This window comes from Mesorhizobium sp. WSM4898, from assembly GCF_029625845.1.
Classification (GTDB): domain Bacteria; phylum Pseudomonadota; class Alphaproteobacteria; order Rhizobiales; family Rhizobiaceae; genus Mesorhizobium.
In genome coordinates this window covers 1,188,676-1,208,376 of sequence record NZ_JARTVQ010000001.1, presented here as the reverse complement: position 1 = coordinate 1,208,376, position 19,701 = coordinate 1,188,676, and the positions used below count along the sequence as shown (strand labels likewise).

The 19,701-nt window shown below is 62.0% G+C and carries 36 protein-coding genes; 24 read left to right on the top strand and 12 right to left on the bottom strand.

The genetic code is table 11. The annotated features are described in order from the left end of the window. Positions 1-19: 19 nt before the first annotated feature. The 3 genes from P9228_RS05940 to P9228_RS05930 all read left to right on the top strand — a co-directional run bounded on the left by P9228_RS05940 (position 20) and on the right by P9228_RS05930 (position 2,805). Positions 20-898 carry a ParB/RepB/Spo0J family partition protein gene (locus P9228_RS05940; protein ID WP_278052685.1) on the top strand — a complete coding sequence of 293 codons (879 nt, stop codon included), beginning with the start codon at positions 20-22 and terminating at the stop codon, positions 896-898. A gap of 215 nt (positions 899-1,113) precedes the next feature. Next, positions 1,114-1,722: a hypothetical protein gene (locus P9228_RS05935; RefSeq protein WP_278052684.1), complete on the top strand. Its 609-nt coding sequence runs from the start codon at positions 1,114-1,116 to the stop codon at positions 1,720-1,722. 3 nt (positions 1,723-1,725) lie between these two features. Beyond that, positions 1,726-2,805, top strand: a complete 1,080-nt coding sequence (locus P9228_RS05930; RefSeq protein ID WP_278052683.1) for an XRE family transcriptional regulator — start codon at positions 1,726-1,728, stop codon at positions 2,803-2,805. Between the two features lie 239 nt (positions 2,806-3,044). On the opposite strand, the gene P9228_RS05925 is transcribed toward P9228_RS05930, so the two are convergent. The 12 genes from P9228_RS05925 to P9228_RS05870 form a co-directional block, all read right to left on the bottom strand. Continuing rightward, the gene (locus P9228_RS05925) at positions 3,045-3,197 is read right to left on the bottom strand and encodes a hypothetical protein (protein ID WP_278052682.1); all 153 of its coding nucleotides are present in this window, start codon (positions 3,195-3,197) and stop codon (positions 3,045-3,047) included. A 124-nt stretch (positions 3,198-3,321) separates the two neighbouring features. Beyond that, a complete protein-coding gene (locus P9228_RS05920; protein WP_278052681.1) occupies positions 3,322-3,816 on the bottom strand; it encodes a hypothetical protein in 495 nt (164 codons plus the stop codon). Then, positions 3,813-4,898, bottom strand: a complete 1,086-nt coding sequence (locus P9228_RS05915; protein ID WP_278052680.1) for an SAM-dependent methyltransferase — start codon at positions 4,896-4,898, stop codon at positions 3,813-3,815. The genes P9228_RS05920 and P9228_RS05915 overlap by 4 nt, the downstream gene beginning before the upstream one ends. Before the next feature lie 3 nt (positions 4,899-4,901). Continuing rightward, the gene (locus P9228_RS05910; protein WP_278052679.1) at positions 4,902-5,252 is read right to left on the bottom strand and encodes a hypothetical protein; all 351 of its coding nucleotides are present in this window, start codon (positions 5,250-5,252) and stop codon (positions 4,902-4,904) included. 90 nt (positions 5,253-5,342) lie between these two features. Next, the gene (locus tag P9228_RS05905) at positions 5,343-5,651 is read right to left on the bottom strand and encodes a hypothetical protein (protein WP_278052678.1); all 309 of its coding nucleotides are present in this window, start codon (positions 5,649-5,651) and stop codon (positions 5,343-5,345) included. Continuing rightward, positions 5,651-6,076, bottom strand: coding sequence for a hypothetical protein (locus tag P9228_RS05900; protein ID WP_278052677.1), 426 nt, complete (start codon positions 6,074-6,076; stop codon positions 5,651-5,653). Before P9228_RS05900 ends, P9228_RS05905 begins: the two co-directional genes overlap by 1 nt. Further along, complete coding sequence (locus P9228_RS05895; protein ID WP_278052676.1) at positions 6,066-6,770, bottom strand: hypothetical protein; 705 nt, start codon at positions 6,768-6,770, stop codon at positions 6,066-6,068. Before P9228_RS05895 ends, P9228_RS05900 begins: the two co-directional genes overlap by 11 nt. Next, positions 6,767-7,669, bottom strand: coding sequence for a helix-turn-helix domain-containing protein (locus P9228_RS05890; protein ID WP_278052675.1), 903 nt, complete (start codon positions 7,667-7,669; stop codon positions 6,767-6,769). The genes P9228_RS05895 and P9228_RS05890 overlap by 4 nt, the downstream gene beginning before the upstream one ends. Further along, the gene (locus P9228_RS05885) at positions 7,666-7,914 is read right to left on the bottom strand and encodes a GIY-YIG nuclease family protein (protein WP_164746621.1); all 249 of its coding nucleotides are present in this window, start codon (positions 7,912-7,914) and stop codon (positions 7,666-7,668) included. The genes P9228_RS05890 and P9228_RS05885 overlap by 4 nt, the downstream gene beginning before the upstream one ends. Before the next feature lie 131 nt (positions 7,915-8,045). Next, positions 8,046-8,255, bottom strand: coding sequence for a hypothetical protein (locus P9228_RS05880; protein ID WP_278052674.1), 210 nt, complete (start codon positions 8,253-8,255; stop codon positions 8,046-8,048). 95 nt (positions 8,256-8,350) lie between these two features. Then, positions 8,351-8,902, bottom strand: coding sequence for a hypothetical protein (locus tag P9228_RS05875; RefSeq protein WP_127239295.1), 552 nt, complete (start codon positions 8,900-8,902; stop codon positions 8,351-8,353). Further along, positions 8,871-9,107: a helix-turn-helix transcriptional regulator gene (locus P9228_RS05870; RefSeq protein WP_127214626.1), complete on the bottom strand. Its 237-nt coding sequence runs from the start codon at positions 9,105-9,107 to the stop codon at positions 8,871-8,873. The genes P9228_RS05875 and P9228_RS05870 overlap by 32 nt, the downstream gene beginning before the upstream one ends. A gap of 75 nt (positions 9,108-9,182) precedes the next feature. On the opposite strand from P9228_RS05870, the gene P9228_RS05865 reads away from it, so the two are divergent. The 21 genes from P9228_RS05865 to P9228_RS05765 all read left to right on the top strand — a co-directional run bounded on the left by P9228_RS05865 (position 9,183) and on the right by P9228_RS05765 (position 19,531). After that, positions 9,183-9,800 (top strand): helix-turn-helix domain-containing protein, encoded by a 618-nt coding sequence (locus P9228_RS05865; RefSeq protein ID WP_278052673.1) that lies wholly within the window; start codon positions 9,183-9,185, stop codon positions 9,798-9,800. 262 nt (positions 9,801-10,062) lie between these two features. Then, positions 10,063-11,190, top strand: a complete 1,128-nt coding sequence (locus P9228_RS05860; RefSeq protein ID WP_278052672.1) for a hypothetical protein — start codon at positions 10,063-10,065, stop codon at positions 11,188-11,190. Next, positions 11,187-11,498, top strand: a complete 312-nt coding sequence (locus tag P9228_RS05855) for a hypothetical protein (RefSeq protein WP_278052671.1) — start codon at positions 11,187-11,189, stop codon at positions 11,496-11,498. Before P9228_RS05860 ends, P9228_RS05855 begins: the two co-directional genes overlap by 4 nt. Positions 11,499-11,500: 2 nt before the next feature. Then, positions 11,501-11,686, top strand: a complete 186-nt coding sequence (locus tag P9228_RS05850; RefSeq protein WP_278052670.1) for a hypothetical protein — start codon at positions 11,501-11,503, stop codon at positions 11,684-11,686. Then, a complete protein-coding gene (locus tag P9228_RS05845) occupies positions 11,683-12,789 on the top strand; it encodes a hypothetical protein (protein WP_278052669.1) in 1,107 nt (368 codons plus the stop codon). The genes P9228_RS05850 and P9228_RS05845 overlap by 4 nt, the downstream gene beginning before the upstream one ends. A gap of 2 nt (positions 12,790-12,791) precedes the next feature. Then, positions 12,792-13,202 (top strand): hypothetical protein, encoded by a 411-nt coding sequence (locus P9228_RS05840; protein ID WP_278052668.1) that lies wholly within the window; start codon positions 12,792-12,794, stop codon positions 13,200-13,202. Further along, positions 13,199-13,453, top strand: a complete 255-nt coding sequence (locus P9228_RS05835) for a hypothetical protein (protein ID WP_278052667.1) — start codon at positions 13,199-13,201, stop codon at positions 13,451-13,453. Before P9228_RS05840 ends, P9228_RS05835 begins: the two co-directional genes overlap by 4 nt. Continuing rightward, positions 13,450-13,653 carry a hypothetical protein gene (locus tag P9228_RS05830; protein WP_095782998.1) on the top strand — a complete coding sequence of 68 codons (204 nt, stop codon included), beginning with the start codon at positions 13,450-13,452 and terminating at the stop codon, positions 13,651-13,653. Before P9228_RS05835 ends, P9228_RS05830 begins: the two co-directional genes overlap by 4 nt. Beyond that, positions 13,650-13,877 carry a hypothetical protein gene (locus P9228_RS05825; protein WP_278052666.1) on the top strand — a complete coding sequence of 76 codons (228 nt, stop codon included), beginning with the start codon at positions 13,650-13,652 and terminating at the stop codon, positions 13,875-13,877. Before P9228_RS05830 ends, P9228_RS05825 begins: the two co-directional genes overlap by 4 nt. 46 nt (positions 13,878-13,923) lie before the next feature. Further along, entirely contained in the window at positions 13,924-14,163 is a 240-nt protein-coding gene (locus tag P9228_RS05820) for a hypothetical protein (protein ID WP_067328594.1), read from the top strand. Continuing rightward, positions 14,163-14,378, top strand: a complete 216-nt coding sequence (locus P9228_RS05815; protein WP_095782996.1) for a hypothetical protein — start codon at positions 14,163-14,165, stop codon at positions 14,376-14,378. Before P9228_RS05820 ends, P9228_RS05815 begins: the two co-directional genes overlap by 1 nt. Next, the gene (locus P9228_RS05810; RefSeq protein WP_278052665.1) at positions 14,378-14,557 is read left to right on the top strand and encodes a hypothetical protein; all 180 of its coding nucleotides are present in this window, start codon (positions 14,378-14,380) and stop codon (positions 14,555-14,557) included. Before P9228_RS05815 ends, P9228_RS05810 begins: the two co-directional genes overlap by 1 nt. Continuing rightward, positions 14,557-14,949 (top strand): hypothetical protein, encoded by a 393-nt coding sequence (locus P9228_RS05805; protein ID WP_095813965.1) that lies wholly within the window; start codon positions 14,557-14,559, stop codon positions 14,947-14,949. Before P9228_RS05810 ends, P9228_RS05805 begins: the two co-directional genes overlap by 1 nt. Further along, positions 14,949-15,452, top strand: coding sequence for a hypothetical protein (locus tag P9228_RS05800; protein WP_278052664.1), 504 nt, complete (start codon positions 14,949-14,951; stop codon positions 15,450-15,452). Before P9228_RS05805 ends, P9228_RS05800 begins: the two co-directional genes overlap by 1 nt. Continuing rightward, a complete protein-coding gene (locus P9228_RS05795; RefSeq protein ID WP_278052663.1) occupies positions 15,449-15,664 on the top strand; it encodes a helix-turn-helix domain-containing protein in 216 nt (71 codons plus the stop codon). The genes P9228_RS05800 and P9228_RS05795 overlap by 4 nt, the downstream gene beginning before the upstream one ends. Positions 15,665-15,766: 102 nt before the next feature. Further along, the gene (locus tag P9228_RS05790; protein WP_278052662.1) at positions 15,767-16,585 is read left to right on the top strand and encodes a glycosyltransferase family 25 protein; all 819 of its coding nucleotides are present in this window, start codon (positions 15,767-15,769) and stop codon (positions 16,583-16,585) included. Positions 16,586-16,682: 97 nt separating this feature from the next. Beyond that, positions 16,683-17,159: a hypothetical protein gene (locus tag P9228_RS05785; RefSeq protein ID WP_278052661.1), complete on the top strand. Its 477-nt coding sequence runs from the start codon at positions 16,683-16,685 to the stop codon at positions 17,157-17,159. 57 nt (positions 17,160-17,216) lie between these two features. Continuing rightward, positions 17,217-17,663: a MucR family transcriptional regulator gene (locus P9228_RS05780; RefSeq protein WP_278052660.1), complete on the top strand. Its 447-nt coding sequence runs from the start codon at positions 17,217-17,219 to the stop codon at positions 17,661-17,663. A gap of 7 nt (positions 17,664-17,670) precedes the next feature. After that, on the top strand, positions 17,671-17,907 hold the full coding sequence (locus P9228_RS05775) for a hypothetical protein (protein ID WP_278052659.1): 237 nt from the start codon (positions 17,671-17,673) through the stop codon (positions 17,905-17,907). 4 nt (positions 17,908-17,911) lie between these two features. Beyond that, on the top strand, positions 17,912-18,169 hold the full coding sequence (locus P9228_RS05770) for a hypothetical protein (RefSeq protein WP_278052658.1): 258 nt from the start codon (positions 17,912-17,914) through the stop codon (positions 18,167-18,169). A gap of 195 nt (positions 18,170-18,364) precedes the next feature. Further along, positions 18,365-19,531 (top strand): tyrosine-type recombinase/integrase, encoded by a 1,167-nt coding sequence (locus tag P9228_RS05765; RefSeq protein WP_278052657.1) that lies wholly within the window; start codon positions 18,365-18,367, stop codon positions 19,529-19,531. The last annotated feature ends 170 nt before the right edge of the window (positions 19,532-19,701 follow it).

The window sequence follows — 19,701 nt, the reverse complement described above, 5'->3', positions numbered from 1 at the left end:
CTGCCACGGAGACCCGACCATGAAGAAGCGCATCCCCCTCAGCCAGGTGATCCCGAACCCCGACCAGCCGCGCAAGCATTTCGACCCGAAGGCTCTCCGCGAGCTGGCGGATTCGATCCGTGAGCACGGGTTGGCGCAGCCCATCACGGTCCGGCCGCTGCCCAACGGCACCCACATGATCGTGATGGGCGAGCGGCGCTGGCGTGCGCATCTGCTGCTCGAGGAAGAAGGCGCGCTCGGCAAGCGACCGGCGATCGAGTGCCACGTCAAGAAGATGACGCGCAATGAGATGCATCTGCAGGCGATCATCGAGAACTTGCAGCGCGCCGACATCCGGCCGCTGGAGGAAGGGCGCGCCTTCCAGGCAATGCTCGACCGCGGCTGGAGCGTCGAGCAGCTTGCGAAGGATTTGGGCATCCAGCCGCACCGGGTGAAGGCCCGCACGGCGCTGCTCAATCTGGACGAGACGATCGGCGCTTTGGTCGACGCCAACCAGTTCCCGGTCGGCCACGCGAACGATCTGGTCGACTTGCCGAAGCACGACCAGGTGCAGATCGTGAAGCTGTTCACGACTGGCAGGCTGAAAGATTGGTCGGGCATAAAGGCGGCAGCGCACGCCGTGCGCGACCGGATCGAACAGGGCGGCATGTTCGACGACGAGGATCGGCCGGAGCCGTCCAAGGACGATATCGCCGCCATAAGCAGGATGGAGAAGACGGTCGAGCGCATCATCGCGGCGATCGCCGGCGGCTTCAAGGACGGCGAGTGCATCGCCTTGAAGTCGGTCGATCCCACCAAGGCCGACAAATGGGCCGACACGCTGGCGGCGGCGTCGCGCTCTATCCGTTCGATGGAGGCGCAGCTGCGCCAGGCGCATGCGCGCTCGATGCTGGTGTGAGAACCTGGGTTGGCCCCGTTGACCAGGCCGGCTTGGTGGGGAGGCCGCCGCGACTGATCCTCGCGGAGGGCAATCTGTGAGAAGTGGCCGCCGGCTCATCCACCCGTCTCGCCCGCCTGGGGGGCCAAGGTCATCAATAACTTTGTCAATTTTTCTCTTGATTTTGGTATCGTGTAAGACGATGCTCCAAATTAGCAACGGAGAATCGCCCGCGCATGTTCCCTGCAGAGCCCTTCATTCGCCACCTCATCGGCTCCTACGAGCCGGAATTGTGTAAGATCATCCGCGGCGCATGGGACAAGCTCTCGCGCAACCCTGATCGCAGCACGTTCGACCTGAAGCGCACTGTGGCGGTCAATATGCACCAAAACATTATGAACGCAGTGCGGGCCGCCTATGCCGGCTCGTCGGAAGTCCGCTTGCTCGAGGGCCATGAAACCATCAGGCTGCTGTTGAAAAAGCAGTTGGTCGTGCGTTTGAAAAAGATGGACAAGCGCGGCTACACGCGCGCACAGCCGACCCAGGCAACCTTGGCGTTCACGAACGTGAGCTCGCTGCCATATGGCTACGACGAGTTCCCCGAAATCCATACCGTCGATTTCGGCTATGTCCTTAACGAGCTGGAAACCAAGATTGAGACTATCCTCGTCGCGGCTCGGTTCGGAGAGTCGGTGATCTGGAGCTACGTAGCCAACGATGACGCCGGAGAGGCCCCAGTTGTCGGGACGATTTCGCCGCCGCTGGCGCCGGCATCAGGCGCAGCAGCAACTATCATCAGGCTTCCGGTCACCCACAAGGACCGGAAAGACGACCAGCAGAAGTAAGTCATGCCCGGTTTTAATGGAGCAATGCTGCGCTTAGCGCGGCAGTTTCGAGGATTCCACCAGAAAGAGCTGGCGGATCGTATTGGCGTGGATGCGGCTATATTGTCGCGCGCCGAGAATGGTGCGCTTCAGCCGTCACAGGCGGTCATAGAAAGCTGCGCCGAGGCGTTGTCGGTCCGCACGACTTTCTTCGAAAAGAACTATCATCCATCCGGCCTTCCGCTGAGCTTTCACCCGATGTGGCGTAAGAGGCAGTCGGTTTCGCAGCGCGAGGTTGACCGGGTTCTGGCGGGGGCGAATATCCGCGCGATGCATCTGCGGGAGCTGATGCCGTCGATCATCTTCGAGCCCGAATTGAAGTTGCCGCAGTATGAGCCCGGTGAATACGGAAGGGACTGCCGAGAGATTGCAAAGCTCGTGCGCCGGGCCTGGGGCATTCCTGCCGGTCCACTTATCAACTTGACCGACTATGTCGAACGCGCCGGCATATTTGTCTTTCACTCTGACTTGGAAAAGATCGACGTTGACGGCCTTACGCTTCGACTAGCCGGCCTGCCGCCTATCGTCGTTTTGAATGCCAATCTGCCGGCAGATCGCATGCGTTTCACGCTGGCGCATGAACTGGCGCACCTGGTCATGCATAGTGTCCCGTCGCCGTCAGAAATGGAGAACGAGGCCAACGAGTTTGCCAGCGGTCTTTTGATTCCCGCGGATGATATTCGTCCTTACTTCAAAGGACGTCGCATTGACCTGCAATTAGTGGCGAGGCTTAAGCCAGAATGGCGCGTGTCGATGGCGGCTCTGCTGTTTGCGGCAGGTGAACTGGGCTATGTCGGTCCCGGGCAGAAACAGCTTCTGTGGAAACGATACAGCGCCATGGGGTACAAAAGTCGAGGCGAGCCCCAGGAGTTGAATTTCCCCGTCGAGCCGACGACCCTTAATCGTCGCCTGATCGACGCCCACATCAATGAACTCGGCTACTCACTGGACGATTTGGGAAACCTATTCGCGCTTTGGCCGGATGACATCTGCACCATGTACGGACTTGAAAAGCCTCGCGGTGGCCTACGACTTGTTCGATGAACTCGACCCGAGGGCATTCGCTGGCGCCTCATTTGCGATCTCGGCTGCCCTCAATTTTGCGCATCGCGCGCAGCGCTCGTTTAACCCCGCATCGAACAGATAGCCCGCCGCCGCATCCTGGCTTCCGCAGACCGAGGTCGCGAGCCCTACACCCTCACGGCGAAAGTAGTGGGCCTTGCTCCCGTCGAAGGCCTTGCGCGCCCAACCTTCCCGGAAGCGTCTAAGTGTTGGGATAATCCTCATGTTGCTCGCCGTTCCACCGGAATCATCCGGCCCTTGCGAAAGATGCGTTCGGCCGCGTCGCGGGCGCTGGTGATGGTTTCACCATCGCGCCTCAAATGCCCATTGAAGTAACGCAGCAGGCTCTCGGTGACGGCCTTCCATGCCTCCACCTCTGTCGGGAAATCTTCGGCTCGCCGCCAGGTCCAAGCACCGGCTCGGCGCGGCCATCCTCGGCAAAGCGCAGCATGGCGTGATGACCGCCGACGACCGGCGTGGTGAAGCCCGCGAAATGGTTCAAAGCATGCTCTCCTGGCGGGCGAATTGTGGGTGTGGGGCCGGGAAATTCAGATGCGCGAACTCGCCATGTAGGCTCAAAGCCTTCGCGTCATGCCATCGGGCGGCATCCTCCTCGACATTGAATCCCGGGCTCGAATAGACTTTTCCAGCCAGTGCCACCTGTGCGTAGAAGGTGCCGCGACGCTTGTCGAAAAACACGCCCTTGAACCGCTTGCCGTTCTTCGGTCGACGATTCAACCCGTTCTGAGCTTGCGTGCACGGTCGGAGGTTTGACCGCGAGTTATTCAGCCCATCTGCATCGCGATGGTCGGCCCGGCCGCCCATTATGAGATTGTGAAGATAGACGCCGCCCTTTCTCGCACCAGGCTGCCTACCGCGAACATAGAATGTTCTGCCGCGCTCTTCGGCGTACCAATTGAGGCCTTCCAGGAGGTGCACGTCGGCGTCGTCGACAGTCGTAATCCTGCCGCATGGAAGCTGGAGCGCGGTCACGGGCAGAAATCCTTCCAGTCGACGCGTTTCACGATTGTTGGTCCAGCATACTCACCGACCAGGTTTTGCTCCCACACCACCCAGCAGGTGTTCATGCGAGACGACGCTTCGTTTCCGTCCCAGCCATCGCGATGCATCATCGGCAAGCGCCTAGAGAAGACGTAGACGCGCGCCGGCGGGTTCTTATCCATGACGTAGTTGCGGTCGGGATCCTCGAAGCCGCAGAGGAAATTCAGGTTGAGCAGCAGCGCCATCTTGGGCGGCCGGTGCACGCGCAGCGCATGCGCGACGAAAGCATTGAGCACGCCGCCGTAGGGCGGGTTGGTGGCGATATCGTCGCAGTCGTCGCCTGCATCGCTGGTGAGGAAGTCGCGCACGTCCTGCAGGACGCCGTGGCGATCGGCGGTGCCATAGTCGATGAGGTCGGAAAGCAAGACGTCATAGCCGGCCGCCTCCAGCATGCGCGAGATCGCGCCGCGACCGCATGCCGGTTCCTTGACGCGAGGGCCGAATGTCTCCAGCGCCAGCAGCGTGTGCACCGCTTCCGGGCACGTCTCGTAGAGATTGTTGCCGCGCTCGGCCGCGCTGGCGGTGTCGGTGCCGATCGCCACGCGCAGATTCGCCCGGCTCGGCTCGAGTCCTTCCGCGACGCGCCCGGCGATCACCCGCTCGACAATGCCAGGATCCCGCCGTTCGGCATCGGCCAGCTTGCGAGCGTCGTGGATTTCCTTTCGGGTGAGCCCGGCTTCGGCTGCCGTGAAACCGTTTCCGTCTGGAACGGTTTTCGGCCTGCCGCCCTTCGAAGCTTCCCCTCTTTCCTGGGCGGCAGTCCATTCGGTGGCAATCGTGATCTTCGCGCGCGTTTCGATCAGCAGCGCGTCACCCTGGAGCCGGCGTGCCTTCCGGATCAGATGCTCGCCGGCATGGAAGCGGGTGGCGTAGCTGCCTGCCGCCTTCGCCTGGTCATAGGCGCCAGCGGCCAGCATGCGTGCCGATGCGACGTCGCCGTCGTCGAACAGCATCCGAGCTCGCTCGATGACATGAGCGAGTCCGGAATCGTCGAAGGGGACAACCGCCTCCATGGCTTATGCCATTTCAGACAGCTTGGCCCGGGCCGGATCGAGCACCTCGAGTGTCGTCCTGATCTGGTGGAGATCGGCGTCGGTCTCCTGGTAGCAATTGTCCCGCACCAGCTTCGCCTGGGCGATGACGCGCTCGTACTCGACCGTCGCGGCGGCCTTGGTCGCTTCAAGTTCGGTCTCCTTGGTGCGCAGCCGGTCGATGTGCCGTTTCAGCGACATACCGGTGGTGGCGATCATGTTGCGAACCGAGGGTTTCGGCTGGGAGGGATCTCGGGCCAGTTCCTGGCAGACGGCTTCCGAGAAGTCTTCGTCGACATCCAGCGGCTCGGTGCCGGCGGTTTGTAGAGTGTCCATTTCAGTTGATCCTCAGGTAGATGCCGCGACACGACACGCGCGGGATTGCGCGGCCGCGAAAACGGCGCATGAAACGGGAAAGGCGGGCGATCATTGCGCTTGCTCGCCGTATTGCTCGGCGACGATGGCGCCGACGATCTCGTCGACATGGTCGTCGCTCCACCACTTGCCTTTCTTGGCGCCGATCACCTGGCCCTGCGGCGAGCGCGGAGCGCCGTAGGCCAGACATTTGCCGAGCCCGACTCGACGGGCATCAGGAAAGCCGATCATCAACGCTTCCATGGCGACATGGCGCGCGCGCATGCCGAGTTCGCCGGCGCAGACCGCAAACGGGTCTTCTCGATGCGGCCGGCAGGCCATGACGATGGCAAGGGCGATCTGGTCGGCTGTCGGGAACATCAGACGATCCCCGCCGCAAAGCGGTCGGCCGCGCGAATGGCTTGACCTATGAGCATGTGCATCATCTCGGACTGCGACCAGATAGGAGACCGAAGGGATGCGGCCTCGGCCAGGATCACGCCGTGAAGCACGTCGAGACTTGCCCGGTACCAGTGCTGGCCGAGATGGCAGTTGGCGAATGTCCGCTCGGCACCCAGCACGATAGTGCGCGCCACGGCGAGCCCCGGCGTCCAGACGACATGCGCGAAATGCAGCCTCTCCCAACGGCCAGGCTGAAGCTGGGGGAGGTGCGCCTCGATGTTTTCGGCCGTCGCGAGCCGGAAGACGCCCGGGTCAGCCTCGAAGCCGACGGCGCAGATCGCGGCATGGCCGGCGTTCTTGCGTCGATCGACGAGGTTGCGCGGCATCGCGATGTCAACCGGCATTGTTTTCCTGCTCCTCACGCCGGCGACGTTTTTCCTCGCGCTTGCGTTCCCTTCGAAGCTGGTCGATTTCCCGGACGGTCTTGCGCCGGAAACTACGGCTGGTGCGAACCAGGCCGAACTCCTTCTCGATGCCGACCAGGATCTGGCCGAGGACCCGGCTCTTGACGTCGTGCAGCGCCTGCCTCGACATGACCTCGACGCGATGCCGGTCCCAGACGCGCGTGCAGAACTCGACGCCGTGGCCGCCGGCATGCGCCAGGAAAGTCCGCTTGTAGCGCTGCGCGTCCTGCCCTTGCCGCCCTGCCCGCACGAAGCGGAGAAGGTCCATGATGTCGACCATCCGATCGGCGGCCGACTGGTGGACCACGATGCGAACCTCGGTGGTGTCATACTGCGGCATCCCGTCGGCCATGCGGGACAGCTCGCGCACATAGGCTTGGTGCTCGGTCTCGCGCGACGACGGCATGGCCGACCCGACCTTGGAGACCATTCGGCGTTCGACGTCGGGCAGGTTTCGCGCCGTGTCGACGGCGTCGGCGAACAGCAGCCAGAGCAGGTCGCGCGGCGTGGGCAGGCCACGCTTGTTCCTGGTGAAGAAGATGTCCTCGGCATGCCGCATGTGCTCAATGAAGCGGTCGATCCGCTTCTCCAGATCGGCGGGCGTATCGAGAAAAAGGCGCTTCATCTTCATCATGCCCGAGCCGCCGAAGCAGTATCCGTTACGGTTCCAGATATTGCCATTTTGGTTACACTTTGGGCAAGCGAAAGATCGCTCGGCCACCTTGTTTTACGTAGGATGCGACGACACTTAATCGTGCTTTGCACGCCCGACTCACCATAGTGGCGGCGGATCGAGCCCAGCCATGCGCCCCACTCGGGCCGCTCGGGCGTGATCACGAAATCCCCATCCTTGTCGATGGGTGGCGCGCCATGGAACTCGAGGAATAGCTGCTTTTTCAGGAAGGGGATCATCAGGGGCTTTTCCTTCCGAAGGATCATGGTCGTTCGATAGGTCTCCGCCGTCGCAATCGCCAGCGCCTTGCCGTCAGCTTCAAGGCTTGCGAACGTCCTCGCAGCCGCTTCCCGGATGTCCGGTCGCATCTTCTCTGGCCATGAGGACCACAGCATATCGAAATCCCCTCCGCCCGGCGCGTCAGCGCGCCCTGGAGGTTCTCTTACTGGTTCCCTTACAGGGTTAGTGTCCGGATTCCGGACTCGGCTATAGGCATTTTCCGGACACGGCTCGCCCTCTTTTCCGGACTCGGCCCCGTGTCCAGATTCCGGACTCGGCTCCACCACATCTTGTGCCGTGACGAAATCGGCCTCGAACGCGAACCGATAGCGCGTGTTCTCCTGCTGTTTGGTGCGGGGGTTGATATGCTGCTCCCGGCGAATTAGGCCGGTCAGCTCCAGGATCTTGAGATGCTCATTGAGCGCAGAGCGCGACATCTCGCAGTCATAGGCGAGCTTGTCTTGGGACGGGAAGCAGCCAAGGTCGGGGTTGTGGCGGTCGCAGAGATGCCAGAGGACGATGCGCGTGGCAGGTTTGAGCCCGCGCTGGGTTATGGCCCAATTTGTGGCGGCATGGCTCATGCTGGCAGTGCCTCAACTGCCGCGACCGCGGTTTCGACCGGGCAACTATACCACTCGCCAGACAGGCGCCATTTGGCCAGGGCAATGTGAGTGAGCCGCTCAGCGTCCTGATGGTCTGCGAAATGCCGCTGGAACACCACCACCGCTTTGATGGCCTTGTTGCGATTGACGACCTTGCAGCGGCGGGTGGGATCGGTCGACATCCCGATCTTTACCCCACCGTGCTCAGCCGTCATCACATACACGAAGCCCGGATCCTCGCGGATCGGTCTCGGGCCATGCCTACGAATTATCGTCATGTCGCTCTCTCAACTGCGAGGAGCGGCAATCCTACAAGCTACAAATGGTATTGCCGTTCAATCTGGTAGTTCATTGCTTATCCTATCGAGGCCAATACCGCCGACAGGATCTGTTTAGTCATGAAAGGACCGACGGTTTCTCCCAGATATGCCGCTGCTGCCACGAGATGCACAGTTGCACTTCGCTCGGCGGCAGCCGATCCAATGCTTCTTGCTGTTTGGCAAAACCCAGCCATAACTGTCTTTACTTCACCGTTTACCGTCTGCCCGCCGTCAGTCTGCTTCATTTTTATTAAACCTCCTGGGAATGTTTCAACTTGAAACATTGCCTGCGGACCTAAGGCGGAAGTAATTGGCGGAGGAAATCACACCTCCGTCAAAGTCAGCCTCTGTTCGAAGCTTTCGCGATGACGGCTACAGGTTCGTTAACCGGCTCCACATTGGAGCCTGCCTTCTGGCACAAACGGTTGTAGCGGCCGAGGAGGTCGAAGATGGCTTTGCCGTTCCAGTTGGAAGCGGTGCCATACCAAGCATCCCTCACCCGCCAGTGGCCGCGCGGGTAGCCGAGCGCGTCACACGCAGCGTTGATCTGAGCTTTGATGCCCATGCCTGGTTTGATAGTTCCGGCGGCTTTGAACACCACCTGTTGTAGCTCTGCAGCAATGTCCTGCATCGATTCCTCACAAAAAACAGGAGAAGGAACGACGACCCATCGGGATTCTCGGATGCCTTGTCGGACACATCCAACAATTTCCCCGCCATCATCGCCACGACCGCAAGGGGAATGCCGATGGGCCACGACGATGATTGCTGGAAACCGCTTGGAGTTGCGGCTTGGGAAGTTGTTGAACGCACCGACCAACTTCGGACGGAACGAGGAACCGTGTTGATCGTATCTCGGGTCAAGCCGAAGCCGGGCGCCGTGCAACGACATCTGCCGCCTCCCTGCCCAACCAATGGTTTGCGTTCACCTCACCGTCGGTCATAACGACGATGCGGTCGAGATATGGTTGCCTGGGCATCCGGCCGGCCTCGTACCGATCGACTGTCAGCCGCGTACAGTCGATCATCCGGCCCACGTCGGCGGCGCTTAGATTGCGTTCTTCACGCCATTTCGTCAGTTGATGCAGGTTTTCCATGGACGGGTTTTGTCACCAATTTGGTTACACGTCAAGGTTTGTAACCAATCTGGCACAGTTTCGCAGGAAAGCGTTTTGAGCTACCGCACTGATATGGCGAATGGAATTAAGCACTTCCGGGAGAAAGCCGGGCTCACCAAGGCTGAGCTGGCGCGTCGCGTTGGCACCACAAGGCCGCAGATGGGCCGCCTCGAGGAAGAGGATGGCCCAAACGGCCGGAAGCTTACCTTGAAATGGGCGGAGCGAATCGCGCCGCACCTCAATGTCAGGCCGGAAGAGCTTATGTTTCCGGAGCTTGCGGCGATTGACGTCAGCAAATTCAACCAGGTGTTCGAGATCGCCGGCGGCAAAAATCAAACGCCAGGCCTCGTGCTGGATCCTGAGTTTCTGGCCCGCATGCTGCCGAACTCAACGGGCCACAACCTCCGGTTCATGATGGTTGACGCGTACCAGGCCAATGGCATTGTTGCCAAAGGGGATGCGCTTGTGATCGATCTGGACGACAACATCCCCAATCGACCCGGCCTCTTCGCCCTGGAGATCGCCGGCGCGGTGCAATGGCGCTACCTTTCGCCCACGACGACAGGCGCCGTTCAGGTCCACAGCGACAACCCCGCGGCGACCAACGAAACCGTGCAGCCGGCGGACTTGAAGGTCATTGGCCGCGCTCGGCTCAGGATTTCCACACTCTGATCTGCTTTTTTTTGCTCGCTGTGTAACCATTTCGGAAACACCTCTTGCAAAAGGTACCAAATCGGTTACGATCCTGATCACGCAGAAGGATCGCTAGACCGATGGCCCAGATGCCCCTGGTTGTTTTTTTCCATCACGCCTCGCGGTCATGTGTTGAGTATCTGCGTGCTCCCGGCCGGGCTGGTGTGACCCCCCGCACCATTCGCCCGCACCAGCTCGGCCGGGTTCTCCCGATCTAAGCAGCACTGCACCCGCGACCGCTTTGTCGCGCCCATTGTGTTGCCAAAATGGTTTCACGTGTAACACAAAAGGAAACAAACGGATGACGGCGGACCAATATGCATGGTGGCGTCAGGCCTTGAAACTGGCGGGCGGATATCGCGAGCTGACCCACGATCAGCTGCTTCTGCTCGCCCCGTCGGCCGACAGCCCGGAGTCAGGATTTTTCAGGAACCGTCCGTTCAAGGATGCGCCCCTGGTTCCCGTTGCCATCTGGCGCGACGCGGCAGGCAATGTCATCTGCCTTCAGGGTGGCAAGGAAGCGGAGGCCGACAAGGTCTGGAACTATGCTTGTCGCAACCCGATCTCGGAAGCGCTCTATCATTCGGTGACGGCCGGCGAGCCATGGCCCGATGAGCCTCCGTCGGTTGCGAAGGAACACAACCTCCCGCCCAAGACCGGCGATCTGCACAAGGACCTCACTGCTGAACTGGCGGCCGAGAAGGAAACCGTTGAGGGCTTCCTGAAAAAGCCGATAAGCACCCAGGAGCAGGCCGATCAGGCGGGCGTCTGGGCAAAGCGGCTCTCCGGAATTGCCAACAAGGCCGACGAGCAATTCAACGTCGAGAAGCGTCCTTGGCTCGATGGCGGCAACGCGGTCGACGACAAATGGCGCGATCTGCGCACCGATTCCAAGGACCTCGCCAAGAAGCTGAAAAAGCATGGTGAGGCGTGGCTGAAAGAACTCGACCGCCTGGAGCAGGATCGCCAGCGCAAGGCCCGCGAGGACGCGGCCAGGATCCAGCGTGAAGCCGCCGAGGCGGCGCGCAAGGCCGATGAGGCGAAGGCGGTGCCGAGCGTCGGGACGGGCCTCGCGACGGACTTCGCGGCCGAGGCTGCACGGGAAGCCGATCGGTTGGCACACCAATTGGCGGACGCTGAACGCGAGGCCCAAGCCCGGCCGGTCTTCGCGGGCAGGACCGGCGCCAAGATGTCCCTGCACACCTATTGGGTCGCGAACATCACCGATTACGGCGCGCTGGTCATGGCCCTGAAAGACGAGCCGGAGGTGCGGGAGGCGGTCCAGAAAATCGCCGGCCGCATCGCGCGCAACAAAGACGCCGCCCTGCCGGCGGGCATGGAGCGGGTTCCAGACAAGAGGGCAGCATGACCGACCAGAAGATCGTCGCCGTGAAATTCGGCGAGAGCGACAAGACCTATGACTATTTCGCCGGCGCATTCGATGTGGCTGTCGGCGCCCGGGTGATGGTGCCGATGCGCGGCCGCGAGACATCGGTCACGGTAGCCGAGGTCAAGGATCATTCCGACGTCGCCAAGATCGCGATCGTCGGCATCGACGCGCGCACCGACGAGCAGCGCGCGGCCAAGCATCCGAACGGCCGGCACGTATGGGCGCCAGACGGCACGCTGCTCGACGAGAACGGCAACCGGCCGGTCTTCGACGACGTGGACAAATAGCCATGAGCTTGGTCCGCGTTGCCATCGTCATTTTCTGGCTTCCCGTGATGTTCAGCGCCGCTTGCAGGCGGCTCTTCCGCGAAGTCCCCGCCGCGTTCTGGTTCGCCTGGAACGACATGCGCATCGAGCAGGAAGAAATGCGCCGGACGTGGCGCGCCAACAGCTTCAACCCCGAGGATTGGCAATGAACGAACGGGCTCAGGTACCGGCCCTTATGGTCGGCGGCGCGATCAGCGCCATCATCCCTCAGTCGATCGAGGAAACTTGGCGTCTCGCCACCATGATCGTCGAGGCCGGTCTGGCGCCACAGGCGCTTGTCGGTCGCGAGCCGGCTGAGGATGCCGGCGACGACGCCTGGAAGCGTTGGGGCAAGAAGGGCACCAGCGCCGTGGCCATCGTCATCATGTCCGGCGCGGAGCTCGGCCTGCCGCCCATGGTGGCGCTGCGCAGCTTTACCGTCATCGGCGGCAAGCCGGCGCTTTACGGCGACGGACTGATCAACGTCGTTCGAAAGTCGGGCAGAGCGAAATCGGTCGAGCTGGGCTATCTGCGCGATGCGACGAAAGAGGCGCTCCTCAATCTCGGCCTGCACAAGGATGTGGTTGCCCAGATGAACACCGTCGACGAGCGCACCATCGGCTGGTGCAAGGCGGTGCGCTCCGACACAGGGGAAATGAAGGTCGAGGCCTATTCGGTCGCGGATGCCAAGCAAGCCGGCCTTTGGGACGAACGCCCGACCCGTCGCGGCAAGGTCTGGAAAAACAACCAGCATGTGTGGGACGACGTGCCTAACGATTCCTCCTGGTTCCGCCATCCCAAGCGGATGAAGCAATGGCGCGCAGCTGGCTTCTGCCTGCGCGAGCTATTCGGCGACGTTCTTGGCGGCGTGCGAGATGAGTTCGAGGCCCGCGAGATCGCCGGCGATCTGATCGAGCACCACGACGACGAGCCGGCACCCAGGGCGAGGCTCACCCCGCCACCGGTGCCCAGCCTCGACGCTATCGACCCGATCCCCGACAACGGCTTCGACAAGGACGTCGAGGGCATGCACGACGGCGCGGAAGCCGTCGAGGAGGAGCAACAGAACGAAGGCGGGGCGTTCGACTACGGCAAGTTCTTCGAGGATTTCCAGATCGCCTTGCAAGGCGCGAAGTCCACCGCGGCCGTGGAGGATGTCTGGACCGAGTTCGATGTGGAGGCTCAATTCCACGACGACGCGAGCAGCCGCGAACTGGCCGACAAGATCAAGGCGCGGCGGCTCGCTGCGCTCACACCGCCGAGCGCGGGCTGATCATGGCCGGCCGGATCGCATTCCTTCCCGACCACGGTGTCCAGGTTCTCGGTCCGCCCGAGAACTGGCGGCCGCGCGCGCTCAGCGTCCGCGAGAAACTTGAGATCGTCGTGCGCCAAGGGGGCAAGGAGCCCGGCGGCGCGCGGCTCAACCCGCTCGAAGGGGTACAGTTCGACCACGATCCGGCGTTGCAGCGGCGGCGCTGGAACCCGGAAGCCCGAGACACCATACCGCCGTCGTGCTCGCTGGAGAACATCGTCGCGCTGAATAAGCCGACGCATGGCGTCAAGACGCCGGTCGACCAGCGCGAGATCGCGAAGACCAAGCGGCTCGAGGGGCGTACCGGCAAGAGCAAGCCGAAACGTAAGATGCAGAGCCGGCCCTTCCCGAAGCTCCAGCGGGGTTTTCGATGAAGCGCGCCAGCTACACCGAACTCGCCGTCACGTCCGGCATGGTCTTCATCGCGGACCGCTGCAGGCCAGACCTGCCTAGCGTGACCAACGATGCCGAGCGCGTCGTCGAGCAATGCCTGGCCGCCTATGGCGAGCGCCGCATCATCTACCGCGACAGCGAGGGTGAGTGGGGCGAGCTGCTGCACACCGGCATCCAGTTCCGAGGCTTCGCGCCCTACACCGACCGCACGCCCGGCGAGGTGGCAGCATGACCAGCATTCGCGACCTCTCCTACGAGCACCAGATGGTGATCGAGGCGATGAAGAGCCAGCTCATCATCGCCCTGGTCCGCCGGCTCGGCAACAAAGTCGAGATGCCGGTGGCCGAGATCGATTCCACCGGCTCCTCAAATCTCACGATGAAGGCGGTGGACGGCGTGTTCACATTCGAAGTGGTGGACAAGAAGCGATGACACCGGTCCAGCGCGATCTTGCCCGGCACGCCCTCGGTCTCGACGGCCGGCGCAAGGAATCCTACCGCAACTATTTCGTGACCGGCGAAGGCAGCACCGGCTGGCGATGGTCGAGGTTGGGTACGCGACGCGGCGCTCAGGCTCAATCCTCACCGGCGGCGATGATTTCTTCCGCCTTACGAGGGCCGGCGCCGACCTCGCGCTGGATCCTGGCGAAAGCCTGAACACCGTCGAGTTTTCTCCCGTTCAACCCCAGAAGGACACGACCGCATGACCGACCAAGTAACCGCTCCGCTTCGTCTCTCCGACCTCCAGGCCAGCATCGCTCGTGCCCAGATCGAGGCGAAGATGGATGTGCTCGAGAGGACCAACGAGCGCTTGACGCTTCACCTGCAATCAATCTTCGACGGCATCGGCCGCAACGAGCAGGTCGAGCTGATCTACCCGAACGGCGAGGTGGTGCTCATCACCAAGGCCCGTAAGCGCGACCGCGGCGAAGGCGGCGAGTGATGCCGATCATCTCCGTGTATGTTGACGAGCTGACCGCAGCTCGCATGAAGGCGATTTCGGCCGAGAAGGGCCGGACGGTCGAAGACCTGGCAGAGTGCGCGGTCGCCGAAGCCGCGCTCGACTATTACCGTCTTGCGCCGGCCGCCTCGGATCCTGGTCGCGCCGACGGCGGCGCGAACATCATCACCACTCACACCAACATCGCGGGCGCGTGATGAGCACGTTCTTTCTGGCCGTCGGTTTCATCCTCATGATCAGCGCGTGCGCACGGCTCGCCTACCTCGATATCACCGGTCGCTGGGTGCCGATCGAGGGTTATGTCTTCGGAGCGGTGGTCTCATTCATCGGCGCGCTGCTGATCCTGATCGGCATTTTGCTGACGGCGGCGCCGTGATGGAAACTGCAGTTGGACGTGTCCAAACGCAACTTTCGCCCGATGAGGCGCTGACGAAGCTCTATGCTTTGCTGACGGCGAAGAACGCGCCAAAGCCGGGAAGCTTCACCAGCCTGAACGAGGATCAAAAGCGGGAATATTTCCGCCTCTCCCGACGGCGTAGCCGGGCCAGGATGCGCGCCGCCTCCTCGGTCGCTGCCACCGCAGCCAACATCAATCAGGCGCTCGCCGACGCGGCGCTGATGATCCTCGCCACCGACGCGCCCGGCGCCGACCAGGTGCGCAAGGTGCTGCAGACGATCTTTGAGCAGAGGCCGGGTGTTCCGATCTCGGTCGAGAACAAGGCCAAGCAAGGCAAACTGAAACCCAAACTGATCGCGAGGAGTGAGTGATGGAGGACCTCCCGAAGCTGGCTCTATCGGTGCGCCAGCCATGGGCGCACTGCCTCATGATGGGCTGGAAGCCGGTTGAGAACCGATCTTGGCGCGCCGGCAATCCTGGTCTCAAGTTCCGCGGCGACTTTGCCATCCACGCTTCAACCGGCACGACGCGTGACGAGTATGTTGATTGCGCCGCGCTCTGCCAGTCGCTCGGTTTCCGATGCCCGCCGCCGGCGGAACTGGCGCGCGGCGGCATCGTCGGTATCGGCACCATCGTCGACATCGTGACCGAGTTGGACAGCCCTTGGTTCTTCGGCCCGAAGGGGCTGATCATCGCCAACGCGCGACCAGTCGAGTTCATCCCGGTCGGCGACCAGCTCGAGTTTTTCGACTGGAAGCGCCTCGTCCCGTTCGCCCGGAACGGCAAGCCCGTCGTGCCGGCGAAATGGATGTTGCCGCAGCCGCCGAAGGCCGCCGCGCTCGCACCCGCCACAACGCAAGGATCGCTCCTATGAATGACATTCGGGAAATGAAACGCGACCAGCTCCTCGCCGAGATCGGTCCTGACGTCGTTACGGCCGAGATGCTGGTTGAGCGGGTCGGCGTCTGCACCCGCACGGTCTATCGCTACGTGCACCAATTGCGGGGAGCGGGCTACAAGATCCTGTCGGAGCCTGGCTTCGGCTACCTGAGACTCGAGCGCGGTCCGAAGGCGGGCGGAGTGTGAGGTGTTCTTCATCGATCTGTGGTCAGTCGGTCTGGACGAGTCGCCTTTCTTGCGCGGTTCAAGTAAGGGAACGACCCGCAAGAGGTGTCGATAGCAACCCCAATGAAATCCTACATCATCAACTTGGACCGCAGCCCGGGCAGAATGCAGCGCATGGCTGACCGCCTCAACTCTATCGGAGCGGACTTCGAACGAGTTCCGGGGGTGGACGGACGTCTGCTCAGCGATGCCGAGATTTCCGACGTCTACAAGCCCATAGCTGGCGTGGCGCCGATGACGCCGGAAGAGGTGGGCTGCTTCCTGAGCCATCGCAAATGCTGGGAGCGGATCGCGTCAGGTCCGGACGCTTACGGCTGCGTTTTCGAAGACGACATGTTGATATCCAAGCGGGCCGGTCTGTTCCTGGTTGAGGAGGCCAGCTGGATTCCTGGCGACGCGGACCTGGTCAAGGTCGAGAGTGTCGTCGGAAGGGTGTGGCTGGACCGCACCGTACATGCGTTGCGAAACGGTTTCGAACTGGCGCGCCTTCGGAGCTTCTCTTTCGGGTCCGGCGGCTACATCCTCTCGAAACCTGCGGCCGAGCGCCTTCTGCGCGTGACCAGGGTGTTCTCAGATGCGGTTGACCATGTGAAGTTCAACCCCGCCTGTGGGATAGCCGGCAGTCTGAAATCCTATCAGATGATACCGGCTCTCAGCGTTCAAACGCAGAGCTTCTATCCCAAGGGTTCCCCTTTGATCGAATTGCCGGCGCTCGCCGTGCACAGCGATCCTCGCTTTCCCGGGAACTTGATGGAGAAGCCCTGGCTGCAGCGAAAGGTCTTGCAGGCGCTGCGTCGGCTGGGACACAGGCTGCGCCGGCATTGGCGAACCGAAATCCTGTTTGCCGACCAGCCAGGTGCTTTCGGACACAAGCAAGCTTAGACCATGCCGAACAATAAAAAGGCCCTTTTTTGGTTGACTTCATTGTAACCAAAATGGATACATCATGCACAGATTTGGCTACATAAGGCGAAGAAGAATGAGCATTGCGAGTAGCGCCGCGACGACGCGTGAGCCTTACCAGCCAGGCAGGAGCGATTGGGCCGAGTGCTATGGCATGCTCTGCCGCTGGTGCGAGAAGCACACCCAATGCGAAATAGTCGAGGCCATGATCGCGATGAAGGACGGCGGCGCTTGGCCCGATGGCGGCTGGGTCTCCGATCCCGGCGCTGGCGTCACATGCCTGTCCTACGAGCCAGCAAACAGACCTTCCATGCCCAGACAACAGCGGAGGGCGATCGCCCGCACTCGCGAGGCCGACCTTCCGCCGGTCTGCGGCGGCTGCGCGGCGCGAAAGGATAGCCAGGCCTCCGTCAGCCTCCACACTAGGCGCGACTACCAGAGCGCGGTGCGCAGCGGTGCGCCATTCGTCTGCCACGAGGATCCCGAGCACAAGCGCCTTTGCGGCGGCTGGAGCCGTGCCATCGCCCGGAAGGGCGGCAAGGTCACTGCATGAAATCGGAGCCGCCGGCTCTGGTAATTGAGACTGCAACCCCTACCACGGAGATACACAGTGGAAGACAAGAGCCTACGCTTCATCGAACTGACCGCCGGGATAGTCTCGGCCTATGTCGCCAACAACCCGGTGCCGGCCGCGCAACTGCCCGACCTGATCGCCAGTGTGAACGCCGCTGTGCGCAAGCTCGACGGCCCGGCGGTCGTCAACGCGACCGCACCGAAGGAGCCGGCCGTCCACCCCAAGAAGTCGATCCGTCCCGATTTCATCATCTGCCTGGAAGACGGGTTGAAGTTCAAATCGCTCAAGCGGCACTTGATGACCGACCACGGTCTTACGCCCGACGCTTACCGCGCGAAGTGGGGTCTGCCGGCGGATTACCCGATGGTGGCGCCGAACTATTCCGCCACGCGGTCGCGGCTGGCGAAGGCCTCTGGCCTCGGCCGCCATTCCAAGGTGCCGCCGATCCGCACCAAGACGCCCGCTCGCCGCGCCTTCCAGTAGGCGCGCCATGATAGTCGCCGCCGTCATTGAGCGACTTGCGAAGGGCGATTCCCTGCGCCTCGGCTTCTCCAGTGGCCAGAGGCGGTGGTGGTTCGAAGGACCTTACCAGGTCGTGCCAGAGCATATCGTTCACGCGGCGGTGCGCGACGGGGCTGTCGCCGTGATCGAGGCCGGCGACAGCCTGTTCGGCTTCAAGGGAAATTCGCAGACCTGGCTGGTCGAGGAGCGTTCCGATGCACGGTGACCCCTTGGCCAGCTACGACGCCTGGAAGACGACACCGCCCGATTGGGTGATGCCCTTCCACACCCGTCGCTACTCCGACGAAACCCGTTGGCGCATGCACCGCGACCTCGGGCGACATCCGTTCTTCGACGGCGACGAGTCCGAATACGAATACCTCTGCGAGGAATGGGACGAGCTGGCGCGCATCGATGCGCACGAGCGCGCGCCCGAGGAAGAAGATTTCGAGGAGATGACTGCCGCGACCGGGAAGAGCCATGAATGACCAGCCGCCCGAAGTGCTGACCATGTCGCAGACACCGGAATACTGGTCGTCGCGTTTTCGCGACAAAGGGTTGCGCATGTCCGCCAGGTCGTTGCGCGAGAAGGCGATCAAGACGGGCCTCTGCTACTGTGTCGACAGGCAGGTGCTGATCTCGCCGCGGCAGATCGATGAGTTGTTTTTGTGGAGTAAAGCGTCATGCCGCTCACGATCTACAAGCGCGGCCGGTTCTGGTGGCTCACCGGAACGGTCCCAACCCGGCAAGGCGAGCAGCGCGTACACGAGAGCACTGGCGAAACTGACGAAGCCAAAGCGAACAAGGTCCGCCTGAATCGCGAGCTGCGTGCCCAGCAGGAAATCGATCTCGACCCAAAGGACTTCTTCACGTTCGCCCAAGCCGTCGAGGCCTATCTCCAAGCCGGCAAGAGCGAGAGCTACATCCAGAAGCTGCTCGAACATTTCGCCGACACCAGGATCTCGGACATGACCGGATCGGGCGTGCGTGCCGCCGCCAAGCTGCTGTACCCCGGTGCTGCCTACACGACATGGAACCGGCAGGTGATCATCCCCACCCGGGCCGTCATCAATCTCAGTGCCGATGACGGCAAATGTCGAGAAGTGGTGATCAAGGGGTTCAAGAAATCGGACAAGGACGTCCGCCGGCCGAGCACCCCGCCCAAGCGCGCGGTCGACCGTTCCTACATCGACACATTCCGGGAGCACAGCGACGACCACCGAATCAGCGCCTTGATGCTATTCATCTACCAGACCGGCGCCCGTGTCTCGGAGGCGATCGCGCTTGAGGATGATTCGCCTGATGTCGACCTGGTGAACCGCAAGGTCATTTTCCGCGACACGAAGAATGGCGAGGACGGCGAGGCCGATCTAACGGTCGAGATGGTCTACGAGATCCAGGAACTCCGCCAGTGGAAGCGGGAACGCTTGGCCGCATGGGAGGTGCGCGTACCCTGGAAGAATAGGCGCTCAGGCCCACGCCACAACGGCCGTGCCGCTAAGAAGCCGAACACCCGCCTGTTCGGCTATATCCAGCGCGGTTCGGTCTACAAGGACATCAAGCGCATCTGCGAAAAGGCCGGCATCCCCTATCTTGGCACCCATCAACCGGGCCGTCACAGCTTCGCCACCGAGATGATCGTGCGCAACGGCGTCGACATCGCCACCACGGCAACCAAGGGCCGTTGGAAAACGAAAAAGCTCCTCCTCGAAAACTACACCCACGGCGAGAGCAAGGGCGTCATCGATAAGGTCTTCGGGAAGAAGAAGCCGCGCAAGGCGGCGAACGCTGGTGACAAAGCAACCAAAGTGGTTACGAGACCTTACACCAGCCGAAAACGGCCTGCCTGATAACGACCTGATTTCACTAGAAAAAGGCCGCGTTTCCATCTTGGTTACGCCCTTACCAAGGGAGTGCTCTACCACTGAGCTACCGCAGCCTGCGATGGCGGCGCTTCTGCCATAACGAACCGGCAAGCGCAAGGCCAAGAAAACCTTAAAACGACGCATGCCTTCGTGCG

What these genes read in the sequence shown, in the direction of transcription:
- P9228_RS05940 (WP_278052685.1), top strand. Translation starts at nt 20, where the DNA reads ATGAAGAAGCGCATCCCCCTCAGCCAGGTGATCCCGAACCCCGACCAG.
- P9228_RS05935 (WP_278052684.1), top strand. Translation starts at nt 1,114, where the DNA reads ATGTTCCCTGCAGAGCCCTTCATTCGCCACCTCATCGGCTCCTACGAG.
- P9228_RS05930 (WP_278052683.1), top strand. Translation starts at nt 1,726, where the DNA reads ATGCCCGGTTTTAATGGAGCAATGCTGCGCTTAGCGCGGCAGTTTCGA.
- P9228_RS05915 (WP_278052680.1), bottom strand. Translation starts at nt 4,898, where the DNA reads ATGGAGGCGGTTGTCCCCTTCGACGATTCCGGACTCGCTCATGTCATC.
- P9228_RS05910 (WP_278052679.1), bottom strand. Translation starts at nt 5,252, where the DNA reads ATGGACACTCTACAAACCGCCGGCACCGAGCCGCTGGATGTCGACGAA.
- P9228_RS05905 (WP_278052678.1), bottom strand. Translation starts at nt 5,651, where the DNA reads ATGTTCCCGACAGCCGACCAGATCGCCCTTGCCATCGTCATGGCCTGC.
- P9228_RS05900 (WP_278052677.1), bottom strand. Translation starts at nt 6,076, where the DNA reads ATGCCGGTTGACATCGCGATGCCGCGCAACCTCGTCGATCGACGCAAG.
- P9228_RS05895 (WP_278052676.1), bottom strand. Translation starts at nt 6,770, where the DNA reads ATGATGAAGATGAAGCGCCTTTTTCTCGATACGCCCGCCGATCTGGAG.
- P9228_RS05890 (WP_278052675.1), bottom strand. Translation starts at nt 7,669, where the DNA reads ATGAGCCATGCCGCCACAAATTGGGCCATAACCCAGCGCGGGCTCAAA.
- P9228_RS05880 (WP_278052674.1), bottom strand. Translation starts at nt 8,255, where the DNA reads ATGAAGCAGACTGACGGCGGGCAGACGGTAAACGGTGAAGTAAAGACA.
- P9228_RS05875 (WP_127239295.1), bottom strand. Translation starts at nt 8,902, where the DNA reads ATGTCGTTGCACGGCGCCCGGCTTCGGCTTGACCCGAGATACGATCAA.
- P9228_RS05870 (WP_127214626.1), bottom strand. Translation starts at nt 9,107, where the DNA reads ATGGAAAACCTGCATCAACTGACGAAATGGCGTGAAGAACGCAATCTA.
- P9228_RS05855 (WP_278052671.1), top strand. Translation starts at nt 11,187, where the DNA reads ATGACCGACCAGAAGATCGTCGCCGTGAAATTCGGCGAGAGCGACAAG.
- P9228_RS05850 (WP_278052670.1), top strand. Translation starts at nt 11,501, where the DNA reads ATGAGCTTGGTCCGCGTTGCCATCGTCATTTTCTGGCTTCCCGTGATG.
- P9228_RS05845 (WP_278052669.1), top strand. Translation starts at nt 11,683, where the DNA reads ATGAACGAACGGGCTCAGGTACCGGCCCTTATGGTCGGCGGCGCGATC.
- P9228_RS05840 (WP_278052668.1), top strand. Translation starts at nt 12,792, where the DNA reads ATGGCCGGCCGGATCGCATTCCTTCCCGACCACGGTGTCCAGGTTCTC.
- P9228_RS05835 (WP_278052667.1), top strand. Translation starts at nt 13,199, where the DNA reads ATGAAGCGCGCCAGCTACACCGAACTCGCCGTCACGTCCGGCATGGTC.
- P9228_RS05830 (WP_095782998.1), top strand. Translation starts at nt 13,450, where the DNA reads ATGACCAGCATTCGCGACCTCTCCTACGAGCACCAGATGGTGATCGAG.
- P9228_RS05825 (WP_278052666.1), top strand. Translation starts at nt 13,650, where the DNA reads ATGACACCGGTCCAGCGCGATCTTGCCCGGCACGCCCTCGGTCTCGAC.
- P9228_RS05820 (WP_067328594.1), top strand. Translation starts at nt 13,924, where the DNA reads ATGACCGACCAAGTAACCGCTCCGCTTCGTCTCTCCGACCTCCAGGCC.
- P9228_RS05815 (WP_095782996.1), top strand. Translation starts at nt 14,163, where the DNA reads ATGCCGATCATCTCCGTGTATGTTGACGAGCTGACCGCAGCTCGCATG.
- P9228_RS05810 (WP_278052665.1), top strand. Translation starts at nt 14,378, where the DNA reads ATGAGCACGTTCTTTCTGGCCGTCGGTTTCATCCTCATGATCAGCGCG.
- P9228_RS05805 (WP_095813965.1), top strand. Translation starts at nt 14,557, where the DNA reads ATGGAAACTGCAGTTGGACGTGTCCAAACGCAACTTTCGCCCGATGAG.
- P9228_RS05800 (WP_278052664.1), top strand. Translation starts at nt 14,949, where the DNA reads ATGGAGGACCTCCCGAAGCTGGCTCTATCGGTGCGCCAGCCATGGGCG.
- P9228_RS05795 (WP_278052663.1), top strand. Translation starts at nt 15,449, where the DNA reads ATGAATGACATTCGGGAAATGAAACGCGACCAGCTCCTCGCCGAGATC.
- P9228_RS05790 (WP_278052662.1), top strand. Translation starts at nt 15,767, where the DNA reads ATGAAATCCTACATCATCAACTTGGACCGCAGCCCGGGCAGAATGCAG.
- P9228_RS05785 (WP_278052661.1), top strand. Translation starts at nt 16,683, where the DNA reads ATGAGCATTGCGAGTAGCGCCGCGACGACGCGTGAGCCTTACCAGCCA.
- P9228_RS05775 (WP_278052659.1), top strand. Translation starts at nt 17,671, where the DNA reads ATGATAGTCGCCGCCGTCATTGAGCGACTTGCGAAGGGCGATTCCCTG.
- P9228_RS05765 (WP_278052657.1), top strand. Translation starts at nt 18,365, where the DNA reads ATGCCGCTCACGATCTACAAGCGCGGCCGGTTCTGGTGGCTCACCGGA.